The 13,134-nt window shown below is 41.1% G+C and carries 13 protein-coding genes and 1 riboswitch; of the genes, 1 reads left to right on the top strand and 12 read right to left on the bottom strand.

The annotated features are described in order from the left end of the window. Position 1 precedes the first annotated feature (1 nt). From R2B72_RS15610 to R2B72_RS15660, 11 genes are all read right to left on the bottom strand, one after another. Positions 2-1,165: a hypothetical protein gene (locus R2B72_RS15610; RefSeq protein ID WP_318617639.1), complete on the bottom strand. Its 1,164-nt coding sequence runs from the start codon at positions 1,163-1,165 to the stop codon at positions 2-4. Between the two features lie 301 nt (positions 1,166-1,466). Continuing rightward, positions 1,467-1,718 (bottom strand): hypothetical protein, encoded by a 252-nt coding sequence (locus tag R2B72_RS15615; protein ID WP_318617640.1) that lies wholly within the window; start codon positions 1,716-1,718, stop codon positions 1,467-1,469. Positions 1,719-1,746: 28 nt separating this feature from the next. Then, positions 1,747-2,097: a CrcB family protein gene (locus R2B72_RS15620; protein WP_318617641.1), complete on the bottom strand. Its 351-nt coding sequence runs from the start codon at positions 2,095-2,097 to the stop codon at positions 1,747-1,749. Continuing rightward, the gene (locus R2B72_RS15625; RefSeq protein WP_318617642.1) at positions 2,094-2,471 is read right to left on the bottom strand and encodes a CrcB family protein; all 378 of its coding nucleotides are present in this window, start codon (positions 2,469-2,471) and stop codon (positions 2,094-2,096) included. The genes R2B72_RS15620 and R2B72_RS15625 overlap by 4 nt, the downstream gene beginning before the upstream one ends. Next, positions 2,468-4,624 carry an ATP-dependent helicase gene (locus R2B72_RS15630; protein ID WP_318617644.1) on the bottom strand — a complete coding sequence of 719 codons (2,157 nt, stop codon included), beginning with the start codon at positions 4,622-4,624 and terminating at the stop codon, positions 2,468-2,470. Before R2B72_RS15630 ends, R2B72_RS15625 begins: the two co-directional genes overlap by 4 nt. Positions 4,625-4,761: 137 nt before the next feature. After that, positions 4,762-5,304, bottom strand: coding sequence for a GNAT family protein (locus tag R2B72_RS15635; protein ID WP_318617645.1), 543 nt, complete (start codon positions 5,302-5,304; stop codon positions 4,762-4,764). A gap of 5 nt (positions 5,305-5,309) precedes the next feature. After that, positions 5,310-5,879, bottom strand: a complete 570-nt coding sequence (locus R2B72_RS15640) for an AAA family ATPase (RefSeq protein WP_318617646.1) — start codon at positions 5,877-5,879, stop codon at positions 5,310-5,312. Next, on the bottom strand, positions 5,879-6,406 hold the full coding sequence (gene lepB, locus R2B72_RS15645; RefSeq protein ID WP_318617647.1) for a signal peptidase I: 528 nt from the start codon (positions 6,404-6,406) through the stop codon (positions 5,879-5,881). Before lepB ends, R2B72_RS15640 begins: the two co-directional genes overlap by 1 nt. 140 nt (positions 6,407-6,546) lie before the next feature. Continuing rightward, positions 6,547-8,547 (bottom strand): methyl-accepting chemotaxis protein, encoded by a 2,001-nt coding sequence (locus R2B72_RS15650; RefSeq protein WP_318617648.1) that lies wholly within the window; start codon positions 8,545-8,547, stop codon positions 6,547-6,549. Between the two features lie 177 nt (positions 8,548-8,724). Continuing rightward, a complete protein-coding gene (locus tag R2B72_RS15655; RefSeq protein WP_412177866.1) occupies positions 8,725-9,324 on the bottom strand; it encodes a histidine phosphatase family protein in 600 nt (199 codons plus the stop codon). A gap of 41 nt (positions 9,325-9,365) precedes the next feature. Next, positions 9,366-10,151 (bottom strand): alpha/beta hydrolase, encoded by a 786-nt coding sequence (locus R2B72_RS15660; RefSeq protein ID WP_318617653.1) that lies wholly within the window; start codon positions 10,149-10,151, stop codon positions 9,366-9,368. 242 nt (positions 10,152-10,393) lie between these two features. Here R2B72_RS15660 and R2B72_RS15665 point away from each other — a divergent pair, with 242 nt between their 5' ends. Then, complete coding sequence (locus tag R2B72_RS15665) at positions 10,394-10,906, top strand: gamma carbonic anhydrase family protein (RefSeq protein ID WP_318617654.1); 513 nt, start codon at positions 10,394-10,396, stop codon at positions 10,904-10,906. 530 nt (positions 10,907-11,436) lie between these two features. On the opposite strand, the gene metK is transcribed toward R2B72_RS15665, so the two are convergent. Continuing rightward, the gene (gene metK / locus R2B72_RS15670; protein WP_318617655.1) at positions 11,437-12,633 is read right to left on the bottom strand and encodes a methionine adenosyltransferase; all 1,197 of its coding nucleotides are present in this window, start codon (positions 12,631-12,633) and stop codon (positions 11,437-11,439) included. Positions 12,634-12,958: 325 nt separating this feature from the next. Beyond that, positions 12,959-13,095: riboswitch (SAM riboswitch) on the bottom strand. Between the last annotated feature and the right edge of the window lie 39 nt (positions 13,096-13,134).

Consider the following 13,134-nt stretch of genomic DNA (forward strand, 5'->3'; position numbering starts at 1 on the left):
CCTACACTTCAATATTATTTTCTCGATTGATGAGACGCGGGATATAATCTGTGTGCATATGATTCATTCGCTCTTCAACTTTCTTTCGCACACGCTCTGTTTTCGCTAAGTAGGGGAGACTTGACAACAAATCACTATCACCGCGAAGAAACATCAGCTCGGCAGGATTTTCAATTTCCTCTGCTATTAAATTTGTAAATGTTCCTCGACCAATATGTGTTCCCCAATCTGTAAGACGTAAATCTGTAGCTACTACCTTATCTTCTATGCTTCCATTTTCCATTAAAAACTCGATAAACTTGGCTTTAACCTTATAGAAATACTGACTATAACTTTTGCCCGTCATAGGCTTCCCATCTCTATTGATAAATAATGCTCCTGTACCATCTAAATCCTTGTCTTTATAAAATTCAACATGATCTCTGAATAGAATATTTCCCCAGTCTTTGATTTGGAATATTTGTTGCTTTCTACTTCTTTTAACGTAATTAGAACCAGAACTATCTTGTATGTCTGTTCTGAATTGCTGCTCTTTGATGTTGAGTAAAAAATCAGCACTATTTAACTTTTTTCTAAACTGTGTTCTTTTTAAATTAACTACTTCACCGGCCCGTAATCCACCAAAAATTTGTAGATAAATTCCAAGGGCAATAGGGTGAGCAAATAAGATGCTGATTTCTAATAACAATGGAATATATTTAACCGGCAACAAATGCTTGCGATTAGACCTTGTACGTTGGGGTAATATCGGATCAAACAGCGACTCATAATATGTACGACCATTATAGGAATTCTCTTGCCTCTTACTTTCAATAAAATTATCTTCAACATTGGGCAAACAATCATTTTGATTCAACCATACATAAAATGAGGTTAATGTTCTAGCGGCATCTTTAATTGTTTCCCTTTTTCTGTGATCATTAGTTAGACTGTTGAGATAAGCATTACCAGTTGCTATGTCAAGATCAGCAAGACTTTTTATTTTGTTCTTTTTTTCTTGCAACAAATAGTTTAGAAACTTAACGGTGTTGGTAGCTTGTTTTCGTTTCGTATTAAATTCTCTTGTTCTCCATCTCCAACTTAAAATAAAGCTACTGATTGGATGGATTATATGTACTCCCGTATTTTTATCCCGAAGCCCAATAGCGATTGTATGCTTTTTCATTATATTACCGTCCTTTGTTTTCCCCCAATCAGTCCATATAGGCACAGTAATGAACTCATAATTATATTTCACATTGATATTTACAACATTATTTTTGCTGGAAGTATTAATCGTTTTCTCCCCCTTTAATCAATCAATTAATATGTACAAAATACACACTTACTAAAATATTCAGATATACCTTAATTCTATATTACCAATGTGAACAATTATGTACAAGCTATTTCATAAAAAAAGAGCCTAATGGCTCTATATCAACAACAATATAATTTAATTATGTACAAAATAAATTTGTGCGTATTTATAGTGATAAGCCATCAATCGTTTTCACCAGCTCCACTGGAATTAACTCTCCGCGGCCTGGCATCGTATCTTCTTCCTTAATGACCTCTTCACCACTAGGTGTGCTTGCTTCTACTTGAACACTTTCTTGACTATTCGGTACATCCTCTTCTTCCGCAAATAATTCCGGGAAATAGATCGCTGCAATTGCAATGACAATTACCAATGCAGCCGATTTTATAATATTATTTTTCTTAGATTTCTTCGTCATTATTATTCATCCTTCTTCTGATTAAATACTATACGATTACATAACCCAATGCCGCTAGTATTAGCCCGCCACCATAGGTCAACACCAAATAACCGACAGCATTCTTCTTTTCACCATTTCTCCACAGCTCAATCAGCTCTTTATTCAACGTGGAAAATGTCGTCAACGCACCGGCAAGGCCTGATGCTAGCAATAATGTCCAACCTCTGGATAATTCTAGCCCAAAGACCAGGCCAATCAACAATGCACCAATCCCATTAACAGCCAATGTTCCAACAGGAATACCCGCAGAATGATTCATCTTTTTCGCCATCACATAACGGATCATAGCACCCAAAAAACCGCCGATACCCACCATGACTATATCAAGAAATGTCATGACCGCACCTTCTTATTACCAAGATAAAAGCCGAATAGCCCAGCCGCAAGTCCTCCGATAATACTGAAGGCCACGTACAAGATAGCCATCACAAACTGTCCACTTTCGACTAACAAAACAGTCTCCATCGTCAAAGCAGAAAACGTTGTGAATGAACCCAAAAATCCCGTCGTCACTGCATCATACAGCTGTCGATTGACACTAATTTTACTCAAAGCTCTAGCGACAATAAAACATAATGTGAACGTCCCAACAATATTGATCATCAATGTCGCTGTAGGGAACCCTGATTCACTGTGGATAAACTGCCCAAGTACAACCCGTATGATTGCCCCCGCCATTCCTGCCAAACCAATCCAAAGGAGAGACTTCATAGCGTCACCATTTCAAGTAGTCGAAGAGAGAGTACCGTTTCCAAATCAAGACGCTTTTCCATTTCTCCGAATTGAATATGAATTTCAGTGCCATCGCGCACCGTAATTTCACCTTGCCCAAACACGCGATGCTTAACTATTGCACCAACGACAAGCTCATTACCGTCGTCAATACCATTGGGATTCACTGGAATCGACGCTTTTGACACTTTTACTGACTTCGGCTCATTCCCTACCTTACTCGGCTTCAGTAGCAGCCCCCGCACTTCATTCAAAAATCTAGAATCCTCTTTCGGTTTCCCTTCGTCCTGACGATATGACAGTAACTCGAGTCTCTCTTTTGCACGTGTCATGCCGACGTAAAAGAGTCGGCGCGCTTCCTCCAACGTCGCCGTATCCCCCTCGTCTTCCTCTGATGGAATAATGCCTTTTAATAAATCTATCATGAAAACACGTCGGAATTCGAGCCCTTTCGCACTGTGAAACGTTGACAATGTCACCGCATTTTCCGCTGGCTGAAACTTCGCCTGTTGAACGGCTTGTTCGAGCTCTTTCAATTGATTCGCAAATTCTACCATCGTGCGTAGTGGGGATGCGATTCCCTCAAGTGTATCGAGAATACCCAACAGATGATCAAAACGATAGCCAAACTTTTCAGCCCTACTTTTCAATGCAGCCTCGTAGCCCAAATCATTACGAATGAGCTGAATCACACGCTCCGGGCGCATATCAGGAATAACGTCATAACCTTTTTTATAGTCCTTCAACTTCTTCACTTGGCTGTCCTTCAAATCAATCGTTTGGATAATGGCATCAAAAACATTGCCCGTCGTTGCGGTATTTTCAAACGTCGTCAGCATACTTCGTGAGATAAAAACATTCATTTTCATCACAATTTTTGTGAAAATATCTTTGCGTTCTGTATTAAAACTGAGGCGCATAAAATTCAAAATGTCCTCCACAATCCAATGAGAGAAAAACTTGTCATCCGCATCTTTCATATAAAACGGAATCCCCCGCCGATGCAATTCATTGACATACATCGTCGAGGAGGAATTATTACGAAATAGAATCGCCACCTCATTCAAGTTGCTTTCACCGAGTAATTCATACGTCACATATTCAAGTTGTCGCTTCGAATCATCCAGCTGTCTAATATAAATAGGCTCCTTCGCCTTATTTTCCGTATGCATGTCCTTCGGATAACGCTTCTGATTCCGTTTGATGAACTTCGAAGTCAGCTCGACAATTTCTTTCGATGAACGATAATTGCGCTCCATCATCAGTACTTGCGCATCCGGATACACCTTCTTAAACTCCAGCAAATAATCCGGTTCCGCCCCACGCCATGTGTAGATGGACTGATCATCATCCGCGACAACACAAAGATTGCCATGATGCGCCACTAAATGCTCGACAATCTTATGCTGCACAAGTGACGTATCCTGGCTCTCATCTGTCAATAAATAGTCATAGAGCTTACGAAAGCGTTCAGCCAACTGCTCATCTTGTCGTAGCCCTTGTTCCGCAATCGTCAGCATATCGTCAAAATCGAGCAACAGATGCCCAGGTGTTCGTGATTTGTATTGCTCATACTTACGTGCCATACGCCCTGCCTTGTCGACTGGACCCTTTAATTCCTCCCATTGTTCAAGAGGGATCATACTGTTTTTAATGGAACTAATGAATGTTGAAAGAGATGCCAACTCATCGTCTGTACAGTCCTCTTTCAGCACTTCTTTATAAATCCCTTTCAACAGAAAAGCCTTATTCACCGACTGCCGCCCTTTGCCACCACCTTCAATCAAGTCAAAAGTTGTGCCACTAGTAGCCAAATAGCTACGCGCAATCGTAAACGCCAAACTGTGAATCGTGGAGAAATCAATTGGCTCTCGTTCAGGGAAAAATCGACTGAAACGCTCCGTCATATCGCGTGCGGATGCACGGCTAAAAGTAATAGCTTTAATGCGCCGCGGATCCACATGCTTCTCCTCAATTAAATAACCAATGCGCATAATCATCGTCGTCGTTTTACCCGACCCCGGGCATGCCAATAACAGCAGCGGTCCTTCCGTTTGCAGTACCGCCTGCTTTTGTACATTATTCAACGCTATATTCAATTGTTGCTTTTTTCGCTCAAAAAAATCAGTCATCACTCTGTTACTCCTTCTACATCGCACTGCTCTTAATTTACCATACGAACGCTTATTTGTAGAGTTGTCAAACATCGTCCATGCAAAAAAACCTCCACATGGACGCTTGTAGAGGTTCCTGACTGTTTCCTATTCGCTTAGGCATTCCATTCCTCACGTAACAATGAAAACACAAAAGCATCATGTGATTGTCCATTCTGGAACAAATAACTTCGCAACTTGCCTTCTTCCAAAAATCCTTGTTTCTTTAAAAGGCCAATAGACGCATCATTTGCTAGAAACGTCACAGCTCCCATTCGATGAAGCCCCAATTCTTCAAATGAATAATCCAAAACCGCATGCAACGCTTCAGACGTGATGCCACTTCTCCAAAAATCAGGATGAATTTCAAAACCAACTTCGGCTTTTTTCATGCCTAGGGACAAATTATTCAGTCCGATTGTGCCAATAAATCGATTGTCATCGTTATTGATAATCGCCCAACGCATACCTCTTTTGGTATCAAAACTGTTCTTAAAATGTCGCACAATATTTTCGGCCTGCACTAGCTCCTGAAATGGATCCATACCATAATACTTCAGTACTTCACGGTTCGAAAATATCTCGAAAATTGCAGGCGCATGCTCTACTTGTACTTCAGTTAAACGCAAGCGCGATGTTAGTAACGTTGGAAATGTCATAGCGTTCACCCCTTCACTTCATTCTCCACCACATCCGCCAACACTAGTGGATTGCATTGCTCCACATATATGTCTTCTGCTGGAAAATAGCGTTGCTCATAATGACGTATTATATCCTCGCTACTTCCAATATAACCATCTCTGTCCAGAGCACGTATCATTCTCGTCTCCCGATCTGTTTCAAGATAAATGACCTTATCGAAGTACGCCCTTAATTCAGGACGTTGCAGAAAAACCCCCTCAACAATTACCGTTGTACCAACCGGTATATCAAATGTCTGCATGCGATAACTATCCGTCGGTTTATCGTATAATTCAATAGTGTCATGTACAGCCAAACCATTTCTCACAGGCTCTAATAACTTTTCAATTAAATAATCATATCGCCATTGCAAGTAATAATAACAATACCACTCTTTAAATTGGTCATTATACCGAACCTCACGTGTATGAATAAAATCATCCAGATGAATCACAATTGCATTTTGTAACTCGCGCTTTAAATTCAAAGCGTATGTCGTTTTCCCAGAGCCGCCAAGACCATCAATACCGATAAGTACAGAACGATTATTCATCACTTCGGAATCCCAATGTCACGAAATGGGTAGAACTTAAATGCCACAGCACCAACGACTGACTTCTCATCGATAACGCCAAGTTCCCGGCTATCCATACTATGCCTTCTATTATCTCCCAGGACATATAAATAACCTTCTGGCACTTCCACTTCAAAATCTTGCGTTAATTTCTGCCCTTCAAATACCTTATCTTTATTTGCTTGGATATAGTCTTCCTCATATTCCTCGCCATTAATGTACAACTTGTCATCTTTCATTACAACGACATCCCCCGGAAGCCCGATGACTCTTTTAATGAAATCCTCCTCCGAATTAGGGGCATGGAATACAATCATGTCAAAACGATTGATTTTATGAATTTTGGAGATGACAATTTTATTGTCATTTTCAAACGTCGGCTCCATTGATTGTCCCGATACAATAACCGGAGTAAATAAAAATTGGCGAACCCCAATGACGATGATAAATGCAATGGCAAGGGATTGTATCCATGAAACCAGTTCACTTTTGCTTTTATCTTTCAAATAATTTCCTCCGTCCCCTATATTTGAGCTGTTTTTCCATATACATTGTATTCTATTCTCACACATATGACTCCTGCTAATCCATAAAAGTTCCCTAAAATACAAACTGCCCTCCACTTACTCGAGAGCAGCTTTTCAAGTTAGATTTTGAACTGACTAATTGCATTATGCAAATCATCGCTTAGCCCAGACAATGTATCTGCCGCTAATGCCACTTCACGAATCGCACGCAGTTGTTCGTCTGTCGATGCGCTAATTTCTTCACTGGCTGCCGCCGTTTCTTCAGCTGTTGCCGCCATTGTTTCAATCGTTTGCATGACAGTTTCTTTATGTGCAACAACCCGATTGACTTCATCATAGACACTACTAATCGATTGTTCTAGTTTGTTCATCAGCCCAGAAATCTCACCAAATGTCTGTTGTGTATCTTGGACGACTTTCTCCTGCTCATGGAAAGTTTCACCTGTTTCTCTCATTTGTGCGGATACTTGGCGGGAACCATTTTGCAGCTCCTGAACAGTTACTTTCACTTCTTCCGTTGCACGCGTGGATTGTTCGGCAAGTTTCCGCACTTCATCCGCAACGACTGCAAAGCCTTTACCGTGTTCACCCGCACGAGCGGCTTCAATACTCGCATTCAACGCCAACAAATTCGTCTGTGCAGAAATTCGAGTAATTGTTTCCATTACAATACCAATAGCACTTACTTTTATTTCCAACTTGCCGACAGCCTCTGCCATTGTTTGTAAGTTTGTCTTCCAGCCATCGAACGACGTCCGCAACTGGTTGACTTGGGTATGTCCTGCTTTATTAATTTCTTCCGCTTCCGTCGCAATACCCGTCATAATACCTGCTTTTTCATGGATTCCCATAATTTGATTTCCTAACAGATCAACCGTTTGCGTGACATCTTCCGCATCTTGCGCGGATTTCGTAGCTCCCGACGCGATATCGTCGATAGCACCCGCCATTTGTTCACTCACCGCATTCGTCTCTTCCGCAGATGCACTCAATCCTTCGGCAGATAGACGAACTTCATCAATAGACCGATTGACAACTGTAATCGTATCCCTTACTTTGGATGTCATCGCATTAAAGTTGTCAGCCAACTGCCCAAATTCATCTTTCGATTTTACATCGACATAGGTATTCAAATCACCTTCCGCTACATGGTCCATCGCCGAACGGATGACGCCGAGCGGGCTAATAATTTTTGAAATGAAGAACCACAGTATTGTGGCAATCAACACTGCCGCCAGGATAAAAATGATGCTGATTAAATTGCGGGTTTGACTTACAGAATCAATAATTGCTTCCTCTTTAAACGCAGCACCCACCGTCCATCCTAAATGCGGTACTTTGTTGAAAACACCTATCATCTTGTCTGCATTCTCTGTATACTGTTCAATTCCTGCCGATTTACCATTACTAAATGTGGATGTGATATAGGTCAAGTCCACCATTTCTTCAGACTCAGGCACTAAAAGTGGATGCACAATTGCTCCACCACTGCTGTCAAATAGAAACGGGTATCCCTCAAATCCAAAATCACTCTCGGAAACACTTTCCGTAATATTTTCCAAACTGATGTCAACACCAATGACTCCCACTAGTGAATTGTTGTGATACATCGCTTTTGATGCGGTAATGACATATCCACCAGATGCTGCATCAATATAAGGATTTGACCAGACAACCTGATCGGGTTGTGCACTTGCCTCTGTATACCAAACTCTCGTCGTAGGATCAAAACCAGGAATTTCAAGATGTGGCACAAATTTCGTATATTTATTATCAAAACCAAAATATAGTAAATCTGTTGCTGGCAACTGTTCCATATAATCTGCGAACGCCATTTCTATACCACGGTTCAATCTGGCTTCGTCCTCATTACTATACTGGCTTTCCATAAATTCAGTGACTGCCGGGTTATTCGTTAAAAGATAAAGGGCCTTTTCATATTGCAACATAAAGTTTTCGATGCCATGCCCCATCTCTTTTACAGCTACTTCACTTTGTTTCAACAATACTTGTTCTGTTTGCTTTTGCATTTGATTGTTTACAACCAGATTTATTATTGTAAGAATAACAAAAAATAACAAAAATACACTCAAAATAATTTTTGCTTTAATAGATTTCATCTCACAACCCCCTCCTTCTACACCATTCGACATGATTTCCTTCATTATAATCTAAAATTCTATCTGAAGGTAGTTAATTTTCCACCAAGAGTAGTTATTCTGACTTTTATATTCAAAAAATAAAAGCGCCATTAGCCGGCGCTTTTAAAATTTTTTATGAAGTGATGAATTCCAGAACTAGATTTTGTTATAAAGTTCTAAATGCTTTGTACAATTATATAAACTACAGAGATTTACCTCGTCACGTAGCTCAACAATGGTTAGCGACGTATTGTCCACTTTTTCTCCAAGATCCTCTTCAGGCACCAGCGCGCCTATCAATCGCTTGATGAACCCTCCGTGACTAACAACTAGCACTCGTTGGCCTACATGAGCTACTTTCATGTCTTCAATAAATGCTATTCCACGTGAGATAATTTCTTCATTTGGCTCGACACCTAGCTCCAGCTCTCTCCACGACTGCCCCCATTTTGCAAGTCGTTCCACTTCCGTCGTCCCTTCAATTTGGCCGCCACCAAATTCACGCAAACGATTATCTTCTAATAGCGAAACACCAGAATGACTTTCTGCAATAATTTCTGCCGTCTTTTTCGCACGGATGAGAGGACTCGTATAAATGACATCCCATTGTTCCTCAGCAAGCCTTTTCGCAACTGACTCCGCCATCGCAATGCCTTCGTCGTCAAGTGGGATATCTGAACTCCCTTGCGCTCGTCCTTCTTTATTCCAAGCAGTGACCCCATGTCTTACAAATCCAATTGTCGTCAAACAAAACACTTCCTTTAGTTTGAAATAAAAAAGACTTACTCGGGCGTTTCTTATACAACATATCCAAGTGATCTTAACACATTATTCATAAATGATTCTGTATAAAGGTAGACTTCTTCGCGCTCAGGTTCTTGAAATACATCATGATAGAGGTGTTTCCATTCTTTATATTGAAATTCTGAAAGGTTTTGATGAATCAGCCATTTTCTCGTCTGTGAAGCATCTGCTATTTTATCGTTCCCGCCAACGTGAACCAATAGTGGGGTATCATGAATCGTTCCTTCATACTGCGCAACAGCCTTCATAAACGTTTGCAATTCCTTAAACCAGCCAGCTGTCGCGACCGGATTATACTGGCGATCCTGCTGGGCTTCTACATATAAATCATAGTTACGTGTCAACAACTCAATACTGATATCATGATTAATTTTCATAGACGAAGTCAATTTTGACAGTACCGTCGAAAACTTCGGTGGCTGGTGCTTGAGCGTTAACCACGGTGAACTGAAAATAAATCCAGCACATTCAATTTTTTTTGATAGAATCATACGTATCACAATTGTTGCACCTAGTCCATGTCCCATAACGAATAACGGCAAATTGTCGTTCAAACCGACCGCCACAAGTTTCTTCACATAGGCTACATACCCATCAAATGGTTCATCATGGATTCTTTTTCCCTCGGCCCCATGCCCCGGTAAATCACCCGTAACGACATGAAAACCAGCACTTCTCATTTTTTGTATAAGCCATGCGTACCGACTATGATGTTCATACGCATTATGGACGATGGCCACGACAGCTTTCGGCTGCCCCTCCGCTTCCCATTTCCACATGGACATCATCACTCCTTATCTGTTCAATCAATTTCGCCTTGGCATAATTGCGTCCAAATTTTGAATTGTGCAAGGCATAATTGCGTCCAAATTTTGAATTGTGCAAGGCACAATTCAAAATTTGGGGCATCCGCCAGCGACTATATCTTCATTCATCGTGCGGTTGAACGCCTGATGAATGAAGATAAACTTGAAGTTTGTTAAGATAATTATACACGATACAGAGAAAAGAGGAGAATACATTGATCTACCCATTTAAAGATAAAGCACCGGTGATTGATCCATCCGTTTTCATCGCAGACTATACAACCATTACAGGTGATGTCACGATTGGACCTGAGTCGACAATCTGGTTCAATACCGTCATTCGCGGCGACGTTTCACCCACCATTATCGGACGTAAAGTAAACATTCAAGATCTATGTTGTCTTCACCAAAGCCCACAGTTCCCACTCATTTTAGAGGACGAAGTGACAATTGGTCATCAGGTCACGCTACATAGCTGTACAGTAAAAAAAGGTGCACTCGTTGGCATGGGTTCTATCGTTTTAGATGGGGCTGAAATTGGAGAAGGCGCATTCATCGGGGCTGGTAGCTTAGTTCCACCAGGCAAGAAAATTCCAGCCAACTCATTAGCGTTCGGTTCCCCTGTTAAAGTTGTGCGTGAGCTGAATGATGAGGATCGCAAGGATATGGAACGCATTGTGCGTGAGTATGCTGAAAAAGGGCAGTATTATAAAGGATTGCAGAAATGACGAAAAAGCCGTCCGTGATTGGATGGCTCTTACTTTTTGATGAATAATAAAATGACTAAAGCGATTAAAACAATAAATACAACAACGCCTAGTAATAAAACCAAGCCGATAAAACTGAGTGACATCATGATTTCTCCTTTTTAGTTGAAGTTTCTTACTCTAGGCTAGCTCATTATTCAAGCTTAGGCTTAGGTTTATGCAGGATTAATAACATCACAACAATGATCCAAATCAATCCACCCAACCTACTTGATACACTTTAAGAAGTGTTCTGGATAATAGATATGACGATTTTACTGTCTGTAGCAGTAATGAACATTGAAGCAAAAACCACGGTTACCAGTAAAGTCTAAACAAGACGTATGATTTTATCCGCCTTCAGCCGCTTCTTTCACACTTTTATTCGTATTTCCTATTAATATATACGAAATATAATCAGAATAGTTTTACCTTACCATATGGGCCAGTTTTATATTAAAAAAAGCACAGCAAGCGGGTTCTACCCACTCACTGTGCTTTTTCCATGTCAATTACTGCGCCGCTTGCTCTTTCAAAGCTGCAGCTCTATCTGTTTGCTCCCATGGCAATTCGATGTCTGTACGACCAAAGTGACCATAAGCAGCTGTTTGTTTATAAATTGGACGACGTAGGTCAAGCATTTTGATGATGCCAGCTGGACGAAGATCGAATAATCCACGTACAAGCTCCACCAATTTACTTTCTGCTACTGTGCCTGTTCCGAATGTATCAATCGAAATCGATACAGGTTGTGCTACGCCGATTGCGTAAGCAAGTTGGACTTCACAACGGTCTGCAAGTCCGGCAGCAACGATATTTTTCGCCACATAACGAGCTGCATATGAAGCGGAACGGTCCACTTTTGTTGCATCTTTCCCAGAGAATGCACCGCCACCGTGACGTGCATAGCCACCGTATGTGTCCACGATAATCTTGCGGCCTGTTAGACCCGCATCACCTTGTGGTCCACCAATCACAAAACGGCCTGTTGGGTTAATAAAGTATTTCGTGTTGTTATCAATCAATTCCGCTGGTACAACCACGTCAATGACAACTTCCTTTATGTCATGTTGAATTTTCTCAAGCGTCACTTCTGGGTGATGTTGCGTTGAAATGACGATTGTATCGATTCGAACTGGATTATTCTGTTCATCATACTCAACTGTTACTTGCGTTTTCCCATCAGGGCGCAAGTAATCTAGCGTTTCCTCTTTACGCACTTGTGCAAGACGACGTGACAATTTATGTGCCAAACTGATTGGTAACGGCATCAATTCTGGTGTTTCATTACAAGCATAACCGAACATCAACCCTTGGTCACCTGCACCAATTGCTTCAAGTTCATCGTCTGTCATAGAACCTTCGCGTGCTTCAAGTGCTTGGTCAACGCCCGCAGCAATGTCAGCTGATTGTTCGTCAATCGCAGTAAGGACTGCTGATGTTTCCCAGTCAAAACCAAATTTTGCACGTGTGTAGCCAATTTCTTTCACCGTTTCACGCACTACTTTTGGAATATCCACATAAGTAGTTGTTGTGATTTCCCCTGCCACTAAGACAAGTCCAGTTGTAATTGTTGTTTCACACGCCACGCGTGCATTTGGATCTTCCATTAAAATTGCATCTAAAATAGCATCCGAAATCTGGTCACACATTTTATCTGGATGTCCCTCAGTTACTGATTCTGATGTAAATAATCGACGATTTGTCATTTTTACTTCCTCCTTATATCCTACGAGATTGATACGGTACTCATATGTCCCATGTAGAGTCCTTAAAAAAATAGACTACAAGCCATTGCGAGCTCTATACACGAGGATAAAGGGCGATATCATATAAAATCAATTACGCCTCGGCGTAATTGCGTCCAAATTTTGAATTGCGCTCACGCAATTAACTCCCTTCAAAATTTGTGACATCCGCCGGAGGCTTTATCTTTGTTCAGCAGGTATTGTATACCTGCTGAACAAAGATAAAAGCCCTTCACTCACGTATAAACTACATGAGTGAAGGGCATGATTTCGAAAGCACCTTTCACTCTTATCATACAAAATATTAATCCGTCTCCAGATAAATACCTTGCTACAGGTTTGGCACCTTCGCGCAGACAAACATGTCTTTGCAGGTTGCCGGGTTTCATAGGGCCTGACCCCTCCACCAGCTCGGGATAAGAGTATCCGTTCAACTATCCATACTACGTAAAATATCGATTT

It is taken from the genome of Sporosarcina sp. YIM B06819 (genome assembly GCF_033485175.1).
Lineage (GTDB): Bacteria > Bacillota > Bacilli > Bacillales_A > Planococcaceae > Sporosarcina.